At 71.5% G+C, this 15,766-nt stretch carries 17 protein-coding genes and 1 tRNA gene; 11 read left to right on the top strand and 7 right to left on the bottom strand.

Going from position 1 to position 15,766, the window contains the following annotated elements:
• The 7 genes from IF99_RS0113885 to IF99_RS0113910 all read left to right on the top strand — a co-directional run.
• A partial coding sequence (locus IF99_RS0113885; protein ID WP_037826902.1) for a sensor histidine kinase occupies window positions 1-1,247 on the top strand: 1,247 nt, incomplete at its 5' end.
• On the top strand, window positions 1,228-1,875 hold the full coding sequence (locus tag IF99_RS0113890; protein ID WP_030996764.1) for a response regulator: 648 nt from the start codon (window positions 1,228-1,230) through the stop codon (window positions 1,873-1,875). The genes IF99_RS0113885 and IF99_RS0113890, both read left to right, overlap by 20 nt.
• A gap of 89 nt (window positions 1,876-1,964) precedes the next feature.
• Window positions 1,965-2,156, top strand: coding sequence for a hypothetical protein (locus tag IF99_RS0113895; protein WP_030996765.1), 192 nt, complete (start codon window positions 1,965-1,967; stop codon window positions 2,154-2,156).
• 17 nt (window positions 2,157-2,173) lie between these two features.
• On the top strand, window positions 2,174-2,743 hold the full coding sequence (locus IF99_RS32290) for a pilus assembly protein TadG-related protein (protein ID WP_078655082.1): 570 nt from the start codon (window positions 2,174-2,176) through the stop codon (window positions 2,741-2,743).
• 308 nt (window positions 2,744-3,051) lie between these two features.
• Window positions 3,052-3,375, top strand: coding sequence for a hypothetical protein (locus IF99_RS34905; protein ID WP_234340691.1), 324 nt, complete (start codon window positions 3,052-3,054; stop codon window positions 3,373-3,375).
• Entirely contained in the window at window positions 3,375-3,989 is a 615-nt protein-coding gene (locus IF99_RS0113905) for an OmpA family protein (RefSeq protein WP_051703486.1), read from the top strand. Before IF99_RS34905 ends, IF99_RS0113905 begins: the two co-directional genes overlap by 1 nt.
• A gap of 218 nt (window positions 3,990-4,207) precedes the next feature.
• Window positions 4,208-5,023, top strand: a complete 816-nt coding sequence (locus tag IF99_RS0113910; RefSeq protein WP_030996768.1) for a methyltransferase type 11 — start codon at window positions 4,208-4,210, stop codon at window positions 5,021-5,023.
• Here IF99_RS0113910 and IF99_RS0113915 read toward each other — a convergent pair.
• The 3 genes from IF99_RS0113915 to mgrA all read right to left on the bottom strand — a co-directional run bounded on the left by IF99_RS0113915 (window position 4,998) and on the right by mgrA (window position 7,816).
• The gene (locus tag IF99_RS0113915) at window positions 4,998-5,516 is read right to left on the bottom strand and encodes an AAA family ATPase (RefSeq protein ID WP_234340692.1); all 519 of its coding nucleotides are present in this window, start codon (window positions 5,514-5,516) and stop codon (window positions 4,998-5,000) included. The two genes, IF99_RS0113910 and IF99_RS0113915, sit on opposite strands and share 26 nt — an antisense overlap.
• A 249-nt stretch (window positions 5,517-5,765) precedes the next feature.
• Window positions 5,766-6,209: a DUF192 domain-containing protein gene (locus tag IF99_RS0113920; RefSeq protein ID WP_030996770.1), complete on the bottom strand. Its 444-nt coding sequence runs from the start codon at window positions 6,207-6,209 to the stop codon at window positions 5,766-5,768.
• A 599-nt stretch (window positions 6,210-6,808) separates the two neighbouring features.
• Window positions 6,809-7,816 (bottom strand): L-glyceraldehyde 3-phosphate reductase, encoded by a 1,008-nt coding sequence (gene mgrA, locus IF99_RS0113925; protein WP_030996771.1) that lies wholly within the window; start codon window positions 7,814-7,816, stop codon window positions 6,809-6,811.
• 112 nt (window positions 7,817-7,928) lie between these two features.
• Between mgrA and IF99_RS0113930 the strand changes: the two genes are divergently transcribed.
• The 4 genes from IF99_RS0113930 to IF99_RS0113945 all read left to right on the top strand — a co-directional run bounded on the left by IF99_RS0113930 (window position 7,929) and on the right by IF99_RS0113945 (window position 13,249).
• Window positions 7,929-8,690, top strand: coding sequence for an isoprenyl transferase (locus IF99_RS0113930; RefSeq protein WP_030996772.1), 762 nt, complete (start codon window positions 7,929-7,931; stop codon window positions 8,688-8,690).
• Between the two features lie 523 nt (window positions 8,691-9,213).
• On the top strand, window positions 9,214-10,536 hold the full coding sequence (locus tag IF99_RS0113935; protein ID WP_030996773.1) for a PhoH family protein: 1,323 nt from the start codon (window positions 9,214-9,216) through the stop codon (window positions 10,534-10,536).
• A 469-nt stretch (window positions 10,537-11,005) separates the two neighbouring features.
• Complete coding sequence (locus IF99_RS0113940) at window positions 11,006-11,746, top strand: lytic transglycosylase domain-containing protein (RefSeq protein ID WP_030996774.1); 741 nt, start codon at window positions 11,006-11,008, stop codon at window positions 11,744-11,746.
• A 147-nt stretch (window positions 11,747-11,893) separates the two neighbouring features.
• Complete coding sequence (locus tag IF99_RS0113945; protein WP_030996775.1) at window positions 11,894-13,249, top strand: AI-2E family transporter; 1,356 nt, start codon at window positions 11,894-11,896, stop codon at window positions 13,247-13,249.
• A 76-nt stretch (window positions 13,250-13,325) separates the two neighbouring features.
• Here IF99_RS0113945 and IF99_RS0113950 read toward each other — a convergent pair whose 3' ends face one another.
• The 4 genes from IF99_RS0113950 to orn all read right to left on the bottom strand — a co-directional run bounded on the left by IF99_RS0113950 (window position 13,326) and on the right by orn (window position 15,765).
• On the bottom strand, window positions 13,326-13,859 hold the full coding sequence (locus IF99_RS0113950) for an alkyl hydroperoxide reductase (RefSeq protein ID WP_030996776.1): 534 nt from the start codon (window positions 13,857-13,859) through the stop codon (window positions 13,326-13,328).
• 3 nt (window positions 13,860-13,862) lie between these two features.
• On the bottom strand, window positions 13,863-14,417 hold the full coding sequence (locus tag IF99_RS0113955; RefSeq protein ID WP_030996777.1) for a peroxiredoxin: 555 nt from the start codon (window positions 14,415-14,417) through the stop codon (window positions 13,863-13,865).
• A 575-nt stretch (window positions 14,418-14,992) separates the two neighbouring features.
• Window positions 14,993-15,065 (bottom strand) — tRNA-His (locus IF99_RS0113960).
• Window positions 15,066-15,168: 103 nt separating this feature from the next.
• Window positions 15,169-15,765, bottom strand: a complete 597-nt coding sequence (gene orn, locus IF99_RS0113965; RefSeq protein ID WP_030996778.1) for an oligoribonuclease — start codon at window positions 15,763-15,765, stop codon at window positions 15,169-15,171.
• Between the last annotated feature and the right edge of the window lies 1 nt (window position 15,766).

Below are 15,766 nucleotides of genomic sequence, written 5' to 3' on the forward strand. Positions count from 1 at the left end.
CCGCCGTCCCCCCGCCCCCCCCCCCCGCCCACGCCCTCGCCGCGCTGTGCCGCCATGTCATCGGCGCCCGCCTCGCCGTCCTCGCCCTCGGCATCCCCTTCGCCCTGCGCTCCGCGGAGCCCGGCGCCTCCCGCGCCCTCGCGGTCACCGCGGCGGTCCTGAGCCTGCTCGGCTCGTACGCGGTGCTGCGCCACTGGGAACGCGTCGTCCCGCTCCTGCTGCGCCACCCCACGCTCCTCGCCGTCGACCTCGCCGCCACGACCGTGCTCCTGCTGATCGCGACCCCCGCCTCGCCCCTCGGCTACGCGGCCGTCGCGACGCCCCTCCTCGCCGCCCTCCTCTACACCCGCCGCTGGGCCGTCTTCTTCACCGTCCTCCAGCTCACGATCCTCGCCGCCCTCGCCACACCCCCCGCCGCGCCCCGCGCCGGGGTCCTCCTCGTCGCCGGTTTCTGCCTCGCCGCCGCCCTCGTGGGCGCGACGCTCCGCGCCTTCGTGCTCCGCCTCCTCGCCGCGAGCACCACCCTCGCCGAGACCCGCGAGCGCCTCGCCGTCGCGGAGGCGCTCGCCGCCGAACGCGCCCGCCTCGCCCGGGACATGCACGACACCGTCGCCAAGACCCTGCACGGCGTCGCCCTCGCGGCCGAGGCCCTCTCCACGACCGAGGACCCCGCCGTCGTCCGCCGCGACGCCGCCCACGTCGCCCGGGCGGCCCGCCGCGCCGCCACCGAGTCCCGCGTCCTCCTGGGCGGCCTGCGCCGCCGCACCGACGATCCCGGCGGCCCCGTCGACCTGGCCCCCGAACTCGACGCCCTCCTCGCCGCCCACACCGACCGCACAGGCACCCCCGCCACCCGCTCGGCGCTCGGCCCCGCCCCGCTGCTCGCCCCCGCCACGGCCCGCACCCTGCTCCTCGTGACCGCCGAGGCCCTGGAGAACACGGCCCGCCACGCCTCCGCGCGCCACGTCGTCCTCGAATACGGCACCGAGCCCGCCACCGGCCGCCTCGTCCTCGCCGTCCGCGACGACGGCGACGGCCTGCCGCCCGGCCTCCCCGCTCCCCAGGAACTCGCCGCGCGCGGCCACTACGGACTCCTCGGCCTGCGTGAACGCCTCGCGACCCTGCCCTGCCCCACCCGCCTCACGATCGGCGCGCCCCCGCGCGGACCGGGCACCGAGGTCCGCGCCGAACTGACCCTCCCCACCGCCCGAGAGGAGCCCGAGGACCATGCCCATCGCTCCGCCTGAACCACTGCGGCTCGTCGTGGCCGACGACAACCCCGTCGTACGGGCCGGACTCCGCGCCCTCCTCGAAGGCCGCGCCGACGCGGTGGTCGTGGCCGAGGCGGCGGACGGCCGCCAGGCGCTGGCCGCGACCGAACGCCACCGGCCGGACGGAGTCCTCCTCGACCTGCGGATGCCGGTCGTGGACGGACTGACCGTTCTCCCCCGCCTCGCCCGCCTGGCACCCGTCCTCGTCATCACGTACGGGCGCGACGCGGAACTCCACGCGCGGGCGAGACGGATGGGCGCGGCCGGCTGCCTGGTGCACGGCGACTTCACGGTCCCTCAACTCGTCGGGGCGGTCCGTCATTTACGCGCCGGGAGCCCGAGCCTCCCTCCCCCTTCGCAAAAGCAATCACCTGTGCGACCCTCGTGGGGCGGACCGCTGAGCGCACGGGAGGAAGAGGTCATGAACCTCATCGCGGCCGGCCTGAACAACCGGCAGATCGCGGCGGCGTGCTTCATCACCGAAAAAACGGTGAAGAACCACATCAACCGCATCTTCGCCAAGCTCCAGACCACGACCCGCAGCGAGGCCATAGCCCGCTGGCTCGGCACGGCCCACCCCGCCCTGGGAGGACCCCATGCCTGACCTCACCACTTGGGCCCACGGACCCTCCCCCCACCACCCTCCGTCGCCCTACCGTCACACCACCACACCGGCCCACCCGGGAGAGCACCATGCCCCAGCCCACCACCTGGCTCCCCACCCTCCTCCACAAGCTCCGCAGGGACGACGGAGCGGGTTTCGTGGAATACGCGGGGCTGCTGATCATCATCGCGGGGATCTTCGTGCTGATCGACCAACTGGGGCTGGACGGGCTGATCTCCGGGGCGATCGGGGATGCCGTGGACCGAGTCGTCGGAGGCTGACGGATTCCGGTCAGACCTTGCCGTTGTTCATCTGGGCGAGTGGAGCGATTCTTTTCGCGGCGTTCGTTCTCTATGTCTTCGCGCAAGCGGCAGTACTGCGCAATTCCGCCCAGTCGGCGGCGGACGCCGCCGCTCTCGCCGCGGCGCAGGGCGAGCGGGACGAACTCGTGCACGGGCTGGTGGACGCTGTTGCCGATGACGGTGACTGGGTGCGTTGGCTGACAGGACAGGCGCATTCCCCAGCGCGTTCCCAAGCGGCCGCCGAACGGCTCGCTGCCGCCAATGGCGCTTCGGTCCTCGGTCTGCAAGCCGTTGAGGTGCGTGGCTTCCCCGGATTCGAGGCGCATGTGCGCACAACCACCACGATTGGTGCCACGCTTGTTCCTGGCACGGCCGGGAAACATGCCAGCGCCCGTGCAACCGCGGTGGTGCGGCCAAGGTGTCAGGTCGATCCGGAAGCGGACCCGCCCGAAGAGATCCGTTTCACCTGTGCGCACGGTGAATCCTTCGATTTCGACCCCGGCACATTTGACCCCGTCGATTTGCCAGACGCTTCGGTCTTGTTCGCTGTATCTCTGGCGGATTAGGCGCGCGGAGAAGAGATGCTCATACAAGGGAGGGAGTAGAAGTGCAGCACCGCCGCTCCGGCACAGCCTTGGTAGGACTTGTTGTCGCACTTTGCGCGTTGGTCGCTTGCGGAGGCGGGGGGGACGGGAAGGATGAACCCGCCAAAGCCGCGTCGTCGACCACCGGTTCCTCCTCTTCCGGTGCCGCGTCGTCGGGTTCACCGTCCGCGGCTGAGCCGTCCGAGGGCAACACCCAGCCGATTGCCGAGGGCAAGTCGGGGGACCGAAGCGTGGTGATCACGTCCGCTGTCCGGGGGGCGGGAGGGTACGTGACCGTATCCGGAACGGTCACCAACAACGGGAGTGGTTCATGGCTCGGAGCGGACTGGCAGAGCGATGAGACGGAACTCGCCTCCAACGGCGGTTCGCTCGCCGGCGCCAGCCTCGTCGACAACGCGGCCAAGAAGAAGTATCTGGTGCTTCGGGACACGAAGGGCCACTGCTTGTGCACCAAGTTTGACGGCCGGGTCCGCTCCGGCCAGACCGTCGACTGGTTCGCCCAGTTCCCCGCTCCTCCCTCCTCCACCAAGAAGGTCACGTTCCAGGTCGGGAGCATGCCGCCCGCCGAGATCCCGCTCAGTGAGGCGCAGTGATGGGGCGGCTTCGGGCGGGGGCGGCTGTGGTGGTGGCTTCGGCGACGTTGGCTTTCGGGGTTCCCGGGGGAGTGGCCGTTGCCGATGACGGGCCCACCGTCCCGCCGGGGAGTGTGACCACCTCGCCGCCCCCCGACGTCGATTCGAGCAGTCCGGGACTCCGCCTCGCCGACGGCGCGCAACTCGCGCCCGCCAAAGTGCTCGACATCAAGTCCGTCGTCGAGGATCTCGGCGGCGAGGAGCGCCGCGAGGACACGAACACCGACGTCAAATTCGCTCTTCAGGCCGAAGTCCTTTTCGACAAGGACAAATTCGCCCTCGACCCCTCCGGCAGAGCCCGCATCAAGGCCATCGCCGACGAGGCGAAGAAACAAAGGGCTCGCACCGTCCGCGTCTTCGGTTTCACCGACAACCTCGGCAGCTACGCCCACGGCAAAACGCTCTCGAAACGCCGCGCCGATGTGGTCCACGACGAACTCGCCCCGTACCTCGGCCCCGAAGTCACCTTCGAGGTCCGCGGCTACAGCGAGGACTACCCCATCGCCGACAACACCACGGAGGAAGGCCGCCGCAAGAACCGCCGCGTCGAGGTCTCCTTCCCCCGCACCGGCTGAGACGGGGAACCGCCCGAGCGACGTGATCCCGGCTCCCAAAGACCCACGGCGAGCGGGGGAGGCCCCACGCACCGCCGCAGGAGCGCGGGCGGTGGCAAGGCGCGAGGTCGTCCCAGGCCCCACAGCCCGCACCGCGGCCCCCTCGTCCCGCTCACCGGCAGGCTCCGCCCACGAAAAAGCCGGTGGCCCGGCCCGCGCCGCCGCGCCATGCTCTCCCCATGGACCCCACGGCACACGACCCCACCCCGCACGGCCCCACCCGCCATGGCCCCGCCCCAGGCGACTTCGCCGCCCTCGTCCGTGACGGCGCCACCTCCCCCGTCGAAGGCTGGGACTTCTCGTGGTTCGAGGGCCGGGCCACGGAAGAACGGCCCCCGTGGGGGTACGCGCGGCTGCTCGGTGAACGGATGGGGCGGGCGCGGGTGAGCCTCGACATCGACACGGGCGGGGGAGAGGTCCTGGCGAGTGCGCCCGCCGTACCGCCCTGCGCCGCGGCCACCGAGTCCTGGCCCCCGAACGCCGCGAAGGCCACCGCGCTCCTCGCACCGCGCGGCATCGTCGTGGTCGCGACGCGCGCGGGGGAGCCGCTGCCCTTCCCGGACGGCGTCTTCGACCTGGTGAGCGCCCGGCACCCGGTCCGAACGGACTGGCCCGAGGTCGCGCGCGTCCTCGCGCCCGGAGGCACGTACTTCTCGCAGGAGGTCGGCCCGTGGAGCGGCGCCGAGGTCAGCGAGTGGTTCCTCGGGCCGCGGCCGGAGGAGACGTGGACCGCGCGCGACCCCGAGAAGGCGCGCACGGCCGCCGAGGCGGCGGGCCTGGAGGTTGTCGACCTGCGGGCGGTACGGCTGCGGATGGAGTTCCACGACATCGGCGCGGTCGTCCACTACCTGCGCAAGGTCGTGTGGATGGTCCCCGGTTTCACCGTCGGGCGGTACGAGGACCGTCTGCGGGAGCTGCACGAGCTGATCGTGGCCGAGGGCCGCTTCCTCGCCCACAGCAGCCGGTTCCTCATCGAGGCGCGCAAGCCGTCCTGAGCGCGGGCGCGGTCCCGAACAGCTCCTCGACGAACGCGACCCGTCCGACCACGTCGACGCATGGCAGCGGCACGACCTCGTAGCCGTACTCCTCGTACACTCCCGCGATCACCTCGCCCGTGCGCCGCGCCACGGCGGGCGTCTGGGCGCGCTCCTGGTCGAGGCGGTAGATGTCGGGCCGGAAAGGCGCGAGGAGGACGCGCGGGTGGTACGGGTGCGCGCGGGCCGCGCGAAGGAGCGCGGGCGGGACGGGGAGGCCCTCCAGGCGGAGGTAGCCGATCGTGTCGTGCAGGCCCCGGTCGAAGAAGACGGGAGGCCCGGCGCGCTCGGCGGCCGCGTACGCTGCGGCGTCCCGCGCGGCCATCAGCTCCGCGAAGCGCGCCCGGTCGGCCCACGGCAGCGCGTCGCCGCCGCACGCCCGCTGCTCCCGGATGACCGCCCGCCCGGCCTCCGCCACGACCGGGTGCCCGCGCCGCGCCAGCGCGTCGAGCAACGTCGTCTTCCCCGCCCCCGGCCCGCCCGTCACCACGACGAACGGCGGCGGTACGGGGGAACGCTCATCGGGCGGTAGGGGCGAGCGCTCCGTACGACCGCCTGATTCCGCATCGTTACCGTGAGGGTCTCGTGCAGAAGTCATCAATCCCCTAAGTTCGGACCAACGGAAATCGCACGCGCAAACACGCGTGTTCCGGTACCGCGCGGTGGAGGGGGCCGCGCGGTACCGGTCCGGACCCGCCCCCGCTCAGCCGTGGGTCTCCCCGTCGCTTTCGGAGCTTCCGCCGCTCCCGGTGTCCTCGACGGTGACACGGGCTCCGGGGGACAGGCCCCAGCCGGCCATCGCGCCCGCCTCCGCCTCCAGGACGTGCCGGGCCCACGGCCGGGGCAGGCCCAGGCGCCCGGGACGCATCGTCCGCACGGACCGCACGCGCCACTCGCGGTCGAGGAACGCCACGTCGATCGCGAAGCGCATGCCGAGCGTGTGCACCGCGCTCGCCGGGCTCAGCAGCAGCGCCCCCTGGACCGCGTCCCTCCCGAGCAGCCCGCGCCCCCGTTCCCGCGCCGTCCGCGCGACCTCCAGGGGGACCGCGGAGCGCGGCGAGCCGTCCGGGGCGAGGACCCGCAGCACGGTTCCCGGCGCGAGGGGCTCCCCCGGACGGCCGCCGGACGGGGGCTCCGTACTCGTCATACGGGCGACCGTAGTGCCCCCGCGGCGCCCGCGTACCGTCCTCTCGTCAAACGGGCCGCACCGGCTTCGTCCGTGTGGGTGGGAGGAGCCGCGAAGCGGTGGGCGGTGATCCCGCGCGGCCCCGCTCCGGAGAGAAAGCGGCGGAAACGGGCATCAAGAGGTCGGGATATGAGCGAATCGATCGGCGCCACGTCGTCGGGCGACCCCGGAGCGTAGTGGTAGGGCGTGAATGTCGCCGTATTCCCTCACGAAGGGTTAGGCTGGAACTCCCCCCCTCGGGCCGGTCCGTAACCCCCCCCCACGGACCGGCCCGTTTTCTTTGCCCGGACGCGCCGGAGGACGGCGGGGCCCCGCAAGGTCTTCCCGGACCCGGGCGGCACGGCACCCCACCGGTCTCGGCGGTGCTTCGCCCGAGCGAGCGTTCAGGGGCCCGAACGCGAGACGGCCCAGGCAGCCCGCACGACTGAGGCGCCCCAGAGGGCCCGGCCGGCCCGAACGGCCCAGGCGCCCCCAGCAGCCCGAACGGCCGAGGCCCCCAAGCAGCCCAGCCGCCCCCAGCAGCCGCAGGCTTCAGCCCCGGCCCGGCTCCGCCGCCCCCGTCACCACTCCACCGTCAGCGCGTCGATCCGCTCCAGCTCCCGCGCCGTGAGCGCGGGCGCCGACACGGCCGCCACGTTCTCGTCGAGCTGGCGGGTCGAGGAGGCGCCGATGAGCGCGGAGGTCATGCGCGGGTCGCGCAGGACCCAGCTCAGCGCGAGCTGCGCGAGGGTCTGGCCGCGCCCGGACGCGATCTCGTTCAGCTCGTTGAGCTTCTTGATCCGCTCCTCGGTGAGCGTCGTCGGGTCCAGGGACTTGCCCTGCGTGGCCCGCGAGCCCTCCGGGATGCCGCCCAGGTACTTGCCCGTGAGCACGCCCTGCGCGAGCGGCACGAAGGAGATGCAGCCCATGCCCGCCGTCTCCAGCGTGTCGAGCAGGCCGTCCCGCTCCGTCCAGCGGTCGATCATCGAGCACGAGGGCTGGTGGATGAGCGCGGGAACACCCATCTCGCGCAGGATGCGGGCCGCCTCGGCGGTCTGCTCCGAGGAGTACGAGGAGACACCCACGTACAGCGCCTTGCCCTGCTGGACGGCGGTCGCGAGCGCGCCCATCGTCTCTTCGAGGGGCGTGTCCGGGTCGAAGCGGTGCGAGTAGAAGATGTCGACGTGGTCCGTGCCCATCCGGCGCAGCGAGGCGTCGAGCGAGTTCAGCAGGTACTTGCGCGAGCCCCACTCGCCGTACGGGCCCGGGGTCATCCGGTAGCCCGCCTTGGTCGAGAGGACCAGCTCGTCCCGGTACGGGGCGAAGTCCCGCGCGAGGAGCTTGCCGAAGTTCAGCTCCGCCGAGCCCGCCGGAGGCCCGTAGTTGTTGGCGAGGTCGAAGTGCGTGATGCCGAGGTCGAAGGCGTGCCGCAGGATCTCGCGCTGCGAGTCCAGGGAACGGTCGTCTCCGAAGTTGTGCCACAGGCCGAGGGAGACGGCGGGAAGGAGCAGGCCGCTGCGGCCCGTCCGCCGGTACTCCATGGTGTCGTAACGGCCGTCCGCCGCCTGGAAGAAAGCGTTGTCTGACATGCGCGAAGGCTACGTGAGGGCCATGTGACCCGGCGTCGGGGGCCGCCCGCGAACGGCGGTAGGGTGGCGCCTTCCGGAGTGCATTGCCTGCCGCACGGAGGGGCTGACAGACGTGAACATGCGCGACCTCGTGTACCGACTCTACGCACGACGGGTGCGAGGGCGCCTGGACCACGAGCAGGTCCCCAAGCACATCGGACTCATCCTCGACGGCAACCGGCGCTGGGCGCGCGCCTCGGGCGGCACGACCGCGCAGGGCCACCGCGCGGGCGCCGAGAAGATCGAGGAGTTCCTCGGCTGGTGCGCCGAGACCGACGTCGAGGTCGTGACGCTGTGGATGCTCTCCACGGACAACTTCGACCGCCCCGCGTCCGAGCTGACCCCCCTCCTCGGCATCATCGAGGACTCCGTCCGGGCCCTCGCCGCCGACGGCCGCTGGCGCGTGCACCACGTGGGCGCCCTCGACATCCTGCCCGACAACACCCGCACCACTCTCAAGGAAGCGGAGGCCGCGACCTCGGACAACACCGGGATACTGGTCAATGTCGCGGTCGGCTACGGCGGCCGCCAGGAGATCGCCGACGCCGTCCGCTCCCTCCTGCACGACGCGGCCCGCAAGGGCACGAGCTTCGAGGAACTCGCCGAGGCCGTCGACATCGACCTCATCTCCGAGCACCTCTACACCCGCGGCCAGCCCGACCCCGACCTCGTCATCCGCACGAGCGGCGAGCAGCGCCTCTCCGGCTTCATGCTCTGGCAGAGCGCCCACTCGGAGTACTACTTCTGCGAGGTCTTCTGGCCGGCCTTCCGCAAGGTCGACTTCCTGCGCGCGATGCGCGACTACGCGGCCCGCCACCGCCGCTACGGAGGCTGAGCGGCCGGGGCCGAGCCCCCGTACGACGGGCCGCGCGTCGGACCACGCGGCCTCGCGTGTCCCCCCGTACCGCCTCCCGTGCCGGCTCGCGCGGCCCCGCCCCGCACGCCCCGGGCGCACCCCGCCGCTCCCCGGCTTCACCTCTCGTTCCCCCACGTGTCGGCAGACGCTCGCGCATGACCGGCCACCGGTCCGGGAATAGCTCACCCAGGCCGGTATCCGACCCACGGACACCGGATCTCAGCGGGTGGCAGGGTGCCTCCCGCCCGGGAGGGCCCTTGCGCCAGGACGACCGAGCGGTACGTCTTCACCTCACCGGCCCACCCGGCCGGAACACCGGTTCACACGGCCGGAGCACCGGCCCGCGGAGCCGGGCGGTCACCCTCCTCGCGCCTGTCCCGGCCTCTCCCGGTCCCCATTCACCGGCCGTCCCTCCTCCCCTGACCCCGCACGTCCGCGTGCGCGGCGCGGGGGCGCGCGGGGCGGCCGTTCCCCGTCCTCGTCCGAGGGGGTATGTCTCTCCGTGGTGACCAGCACGCAGCGCCGCAAGCCCGACCGGCGCACCTACGTCATCGACACCAGCGTCCTGCTGGCCGACCCCAACGCCGTGCACCGCTTCGACGAGCACGAGGTCGTGCTCCCCGTCGTCGTGGTCACAGAACTGGAGGCCAAGCGCAACCACCCGGAACTCGGCTACTTCGCCCGGGAGGCACTGCGCCTCCTGGACGACTACCGGGTGCGCTACGGACGGCTCGACGAGCCGCTCCCGGTCGGCGAGATCGGCGGCACGCTCCGCGTCGAGCTGAACCACTCGGACCCCTCGGTGCTCCCTTCGGGGTACCGCCTCGGCGACAACGACTCGCGCATCCTCGCCGTCGCCCGCAACCTCCAGGCCGAGGGGTACGACGTCACCGTCGTCTCCAAGGACCTGCCGCTGCGCATCAAGGCCTCCTCGGTCGGCCTGCTCGCCGAGGAGTACCGCGCCGAACTCGCCATCACCGACTCGGGCTGGACCGGGATGGCGGAGCTGAGCCTGACGGGGGAGCAGGTCGACCGCCTCTTCGAGGAGGAGCGGGTCAGCGTCCCCGAGGCCGCCGAGCTGCCCGTGCACACGGGGCTCACGATCCAGTCGGAGCGCGGCAAGGCGCTCGGCCGTGTCACGCCGTCGGGGGACATCCGTCTCGTGCGGGGGGACCGCGAGGTCTTCGGGCTCAAGGGCCGCAGCGCCGAGCAGCGCGTCGCGCTCGACCTCCTCCTCGACCCCGAGGTCGGCATCATCTCGATGGGCGGCCGGGCCGGCACCGGCAAGTCGGCGCTCGCGCTGTGCGCGGGCCTCGAAGCGGTCCTGGAGCGCCGTCAGCACAAGAAGGTCATGGTCTTCCGGCCGCTCTACGCGGTCGGCGGCCAGGAACTCGGCTACCTGCCCGGCAGTGAGTCCGAGAAGATGAACCCCTGGGCGCAGGCGGTCTTCGACACCCTTTCCGCCGTCACCAGCAGGCAGGTCATCGAGGAAGTGGTCTCCCGCGGGATGCTGGAGGTCCTGCCGCTCACCCACATCCGCGGCCGTTCGCTGCACGACGCCTTCGTCATCGTCGACGAGGCCCAGTCACTCGAACGCAACGTCCTGCTCACCGTCCTCTCCCGGATCGGCGCCAACTCGCGTGTCGTGCTCACCCACGACGTCGCGCAGCGCGACAACCTCCGGGTGGGGCGGTACGACGGGGTCGTGGCCGTCGTGGAGAAGCTGAAGGGGCATCCCCTCTTCGCACACGTGACCCTCACCCGTTCGGAGCGTAGCCAGATCGCGGCTCTTGTGACCGAACTCCTGGAGGACCGCGAGCTGTGAGAGGGGAGCGTCAACTCCCTCCTTGAGCAGGGAAGTTGACCCGTCCCACCGCGTGATTCCGAGACGCCGCCCGGCACATGGCCAAGGAGCCTAGCCGGGCGGCGCCCGTCTGCGCGGCCTTATCCCTCAGAAACACCACCCAAACGGCGTGTGACCTATCCCACGCAACGGAGAATTGCCTTGCGGCGTCCCGTTCCGGCAAAGTTCTCAGCCGTCAGGCCCCGCGCACAGCTTGTGTCTCCACGGCCTCGGCACCGCACCCGCGTCACGGGTGAGGCACCGGGCCCCGCAACTCCATAGAGAAGCTGTGTGCCACCCGTGTTCCACGGGGCGTCCCGCTGTGAGGAAGCAGCCGGGCCACGCCCCTCGGGTCCGCGCTTCCCGTGACCACGAGCAGGGGGAAGCCAGTGTCAGGGGCACGATCGCGCCCGCGAGGTCACCTAAGCGGGCGACGCTGGAAGGAAACCGTGTGAGCCGGATCTCGGTCCGGGGATTCGCGGTGGCTTCGGCCACCGCGGTCACCACCGTCGGAGCCGTGGTGGGCGTTGCCTCGGGCAGCACCCCCCAGCAGACCTCGAACGACTTCGAGGCGACCGCGGCGGAAGACGCCACCCTCCTCGCGGACATCCCGGCGGGCCAGCAGGCCCGCGTGCAGACCGCGACGCTGACCCAGCAGGCCGACGCCCAGGCGGACGCCGCGCAGGCAGGCGCTCGCAAGTCCGCCGAGGAAGCGGCCCGCAAGAGCGCGGCCGAGGCCGCGACCGCCAAGAAGGAAGCGGCGGTCAAGAAGGCCGAGGAGGCGAAGAAGAAGGCCGAGGAGCTCGCCAAGAAGCGCGAGCAGGAGGCCAAGGAGAAGGAGCAGGCGGCCAGCCGCTCCACGACCCGCGACGCCTCCTCCTTCACGGTCCAGAGCTCGTACTCGGTCGCCGACGTCCAGGCGATGGCACGCCAGATCGTGCCCGCGGACCAGTTCCAGTGCTTCAGCAACATCGTGAGCCACGAGTCGGGCTGGAACTACCGCGCCACCAACGCGGGCAGCGGCGCCTACGGTCTCGTCCAGGCCCTCCCGGGCTCCAAGATGGCCTCGGCCGGTGCCGACTGGCAGACCAACCCGGCCACCCAGATCAAGTGGGGCCTCAACTACATGGACGGCCGGTACGGCAGCCCGTGCGGCGCCTGGTCCTTCTGGCAGGCCAACAGCTGGTACTAGGCCGGCCCGCCGGTACGCCGCCCGAGCGCGCCGGTACCCGCTCGCACCCCGGAACCCCTCGCCCACCCCGGCGGGGGGTTCCGCCGTGTACGGTCTTTCCCCGGGGCCTCGGGGGTGGTCCGGGAACGACGGGGAACAGGGACGTACATGCCGAAGAAGCCGGAGTGGTTCGGGCGCGCGAGCGCGCGGATCACGCACATAGGGCAGAGACTCGACGAAAGACGCAGCGCCGCGGAGGAACGGGACGAGCCCGGCCTCCCCGCGGTGACGCGCGCACCCGCGAGCGAGTCCCCGCCGTCCTACCGCCCGCTGCCGCGCCCGCGGCCCGAGCCGGCCACCGCCGTCCCGTGGGGCGTGCGGGTCGCCGCCGAGGCGGGCTGGCGGCTCCTCGTGCTCGCCGCGACGGTCTGGGTGCTGATGAAGGTCATCAGCGCGGTCCGTCTCGTCGTGCTCGCCTTCGTGGTCGCCCTGCTGATCACCGCGCTCCTCCAGCCCCTCGTGGCCCGGCTCACCCGGCACGGGGTCCCGCGCGGCCTCGCGACGGCGCTCACCACGCTCTTCGGCTTCCTCGTCATGGGGCTCATGGGCTGGTTCGTGGTCTGGCAGATCATGGAGAACGTCGACCAGCTCTCCAGCCAGGTCCAGGACGGCATCGAGGACCTGCGCCGCTGGCTGCTCGACAGCCCCCTCCATGTCACCGAGAAGCAGATCAACGACATCGCGAAGAACCTGCGCGAGGCGATCGGCACCAACACGGAGCAGCTGACCTCGGCGGGCATCGAGGGCGTCACCGTCGTCGTCGAGATGTTCACGGGGCTGCTCCTCGCCTTCTTCTCCACGATCTTCCTGCTCTACGACGGCCAGAAGATCTGGGGCTGGTTCCTCAAGCTCGTCCCCGCCGCCGCGCGCGAGGGCGTCGCGGGCGCGGGCCCGCGCGCGTGGGACACGCTCACCTCGTACGTGCGCGGAACGGTGATCGTCGCGCTCATCGACGCGGTCTTCATCGGCATCGGCATCTACATCCTCGATGTGCCGATGGCCGTGCCGCTCGCCGTGATCATCTTCCTGGCGGCCTTCGTGCCGCTCGTCGGCGCGGTCGTCTCGGGCGCGCTCGCGGTGCTCGTGGCGCTCGTGACGCAGGGGGTGTGGACGGCGATCATCGTGCTCGGCGTCGTCCTGCTCGTGCAGCAGATCGAGGGCCACGTCCTCCAGCCCTTCATCCTCGGGCGGGCGGTGCGGGTCCATCCGCTCGCCGTCGTCCTCACCGTCGCGGGCGGCGGCATGATCGCCGGGATCGGCGGAGCCGTCGTCGCGGTGCCGCTCGTGGCCGTCCTCAACACCGTCGTGGGCTATCTGCGGCGGTACTCGGCGCGCGTGGACCCGCCGTTGCAGGGCGGGCCGCCGGAGGTCGAGAAGGTCAAGGACCCCGGGCCGGGGCCGAAAGCGGCGCCCGAGCAGGAGCCGGAGGCCGGGTCGGAGCCCGCGCCGCGTCCGGCGGACTGAGCCCGTACGGCTCCGGTACACGTGAGGAGGGCCCCGTGGACATCCACGGGGCCCTCCTCACGTACTACGGCGCGTCTCAGGCGGAGAGACGCTCCTCGGCGTCGATGGTGACACCGACGGCCTGGAGGACCGAGGCGACCTTGACGGCCTCCTGGATCGTCTCGCGCTCGACGCCGGCCTTGCGGAGCACCTGCTCGTGCGAGTCGAGGCACTGGCCGCAGCCGTTGATGGCGGAGACCGCGAGGCACCACAGCTCGAAGTCGGTCTTCTCCACGCCCGGGTTGCCGATGACGTTCATCCGCAGTCCGGCCCGCAGGTTCCCGTACTCGGGGTCCGAGAGGAGGTGGCGGGTGCGGTAGAAGACGTTGTTCATCGCCATGATCGCCGCGGCCGACTTGGCGGCCGTGTACGCCTCGGCGGAGAGGTTCGCCTTCGCCTCGGGCTCCAGCTCGGCGAGCACCTTCGGCGAGCGCGAGGCGATCGCGCAGGCCAGCACGGTGCCCCAGAGCTGCTGCGCGGGCAGCGGCGAATTGCCGATGACCGAGCCCAGGTTGAGGCGGAGGTCCTTGGCGTAGTCCGGTATCGCGGACTTCAGTTCGTCGAGGGCCATGGCTCACTCACCGGCCAGGAGCGCGACCGGGTCGAGGGTCTCGTCGCCCTTGCTCCAGTTGCAGGGGCACAGCTCGTCGGTCTGGAGCGCGTCGAGGACCCGCAGGACCTCCTTGGGGTTACGGCCCACGGAACCGGCGGTCACCATGACGAACTGGATCTCGTTGTTGGGGTCGACCACGAAGACGGCGCGCTGCGCGAAGCCGTCCTCGCCCTCGATGCCGAGGTCACGCATGAGCTCGTGCTTCGAGTCGGCCATCATCGGGAAGGGGAGGTCGGTCAGGTCCGGGTGGTCCTTGCGCCAGGCGTGGTGCACGAACTCCGAGTCGCCGGAGAAGCCGAGGATCTGGGCGTCGCGGTCGGCGAACTCGCCGTTCAGCTTGCCGAAGGCGGCGATCTCGGTCGGGCACACGAAGGTGAAGTCCTTCGGCCACGCGAAGACGACGCGCCACTTGCCCTCGTAGGACTTGTGGTTGATCTGCTCGAACTCCTTGCCCTTCTCGAGCGAGACACAAGCAGTGAGGTCGTACGCGGGGAACTGGTCACCGACAGTGAGCACAAAAGCCTCCGATGGTGCGGGGTTGGACAGGACACAGCGTGCCACACAGCCGATCTAGCAGGGAAATCGATCAGTCGTTTCGTGTCGATAGGTGCGACCGATCAATACTCGATCAATAACGGTCCGTCTCCGAACAGGACGGGAGCGTTCCGCTGTCACGGTGCGGGCCCGGACTCGAATGTCACGTGCGGGCCCGGACTCGAACGGGGGTTCCGCACCCCCGGGGGGTTCCGCGCCCGACTCTTCGGCCTGCGAGGGGAGTTGCTGGGCGATGCGAGGGGGAGACCGGGTGACGGGCGGGCGCAGGCGGCGAACGCGAGGGGAAGCAGGAAGCCGGGCGGGCCGCGCTCGCCGAGGTGCAGGCGCTCCCGCACGAGTCGGGGGTTGAGGGCTTCGGAACCGGCCTCGGTGCCCAACGGCGAGGACGAGGGAGCGTGCGGGGAGGTCCAGCCGGGATTCACCTGGTGACGACGGTCACGCGAGCGGTGCGGGCCCCGGCCGCCGGTACGAGGCCGCCGGTACGAGAAAGAGGCCCCTCGCCTGCGTTTCCGCAGATGAGGGGCCTCTTCCGAGAGGGTGAGTGACGGGACTTGAACCCGCGGCCACCTGGACCACAACCAGGTGCTCTACCAACTGAGCTACACCCACCATGACCGGCGCTTTTCTGACCGGCCGAGAAAAAGTGTACAGGGTTTCGGGGGGTGCTCGCGCACACCTTTTCCCGGGCGGCCCGGGAGCGCCGGGAAGAGGGTCAGGAGAGCTGGTACTTCGCGGCCACGGCCTTCGCCGTCTCGGAGTCGGGGCCGGGCTGCGCGACGAAGACGGCCTCGCGGTAGTAGCGCAGCTCCGCGATCGACTCGCGGATGTCGGCGAGGGCGCGGTGGTTGCCCTTCTTCTCCGGGGCGTTGAAGTAGGCCCGCGGGAACCAGCGGCGGGCCAGCTCCTTGATCGAGGAGACGTCGACGATGCGGTAGTGGAGGAAGCCCTCCAGGTCCGCCATGTCCCGCGCGAGGAAGTTGCGGTCGGTGCCGACCGTGTTCCCGCACAGCGGCGCCTTGCGGGGCTCCTTCACGTGCTCCCGCACGTAGGAGAGGACCCGCTCCTCCGCGTCCGCGAGCGTCGTGCCGCCGTCCAGCTCGGCGAGGAGACCCGAGGAGGTGTGCATGTCGCGCACCACCTCGGGCATCGTCGCGAGAGCCTGCTCGGGCGGGCGGATCACGATGTCCACCCCGTCCCCGAGGATGTTCAGCTCGGAATCGGTGACCAGTGCGGCCACCTCGATGAGCGCGTCGTTCGCCAGCGAGAGACCGGTCATCTCGCAGTCGATCCACACCATGCGATCGTTCATA

Origin of the sequence: Streptomyces sp. NRRL F-5630 (genome assembly GCF_000719475.1) — a bacterium.
Classification (GTDB): domain Bacteria; phylum Actinomycetota; class Actinomycetes; order Streptomycetales; family Streptomycetaceae; genus Streptomyces.

Bases quoted from the DNA above. Each gene is read 5' to 3' on its own strand.
- IF99_RS0113920 (WP_030996770.1), bottom strand. From the start codon at position 6,209: ATGACGAGTACGGAGCCCCCGTCCGGCGGCCGTCCGGGGGAGCCCCTC.
- orn (WP_030996778.1), bottom strand. From the start codon at position 15,765: ATGAACGATCGCATGGTGTGGATCGACTGCGAGATGACCGGTCTCTCG.
- IF99_RS0113890 (WP_030996764.1), top strand. From the start codon at position 1,228: ATGCCCATCGCTCCGCCTGAACCACTGCGGCTCGTCGTGGCCGACGAC.
- IF99_RS0113895 (WP_030996765.1), top strand. From the start codon at position 1,965: ATGCCCCAGCCCACCACCTGGCTCCCCACCCTCCTCCACAAGCTCCGC.
- IF99_RS0113950 (WP_030996776.1), bottom strand. From the start codon at position 13,859: ATGGCCCTCGACGAACTGAAGTCCGCGATACCGGACTACGCCAAGGAC.
- IF99_RS0113905 (WP_051703486.1), top strand. From the start codon at position 3,375: ATGGGGCGGCTTCGGGCGGGGGCGGCTGTGGTGGTGGCTTCGGCGACG.
- IF99_RS0113910 (WP_030996768.1), top strand. From the start codon at position 4,208: ATGGACCCCACGGCACACGACCCCACCCCGCACGGCCCCACCCGCCAT.
- mgrA (WP_030996771.1), bottom strand. From the start codon at position 7,816: ATGTCAGACAACGCTTTCTTCCAGGCGGCGGACGGCCGTTACGACACC.
- IF99_RS0113945 (WP_030996775.1), top strand. From the start codon at position 11,894: ATGCCGAAGAAGCCGGAGTGGTTCGGGCGCGCGAGCGCGCGGATCACG.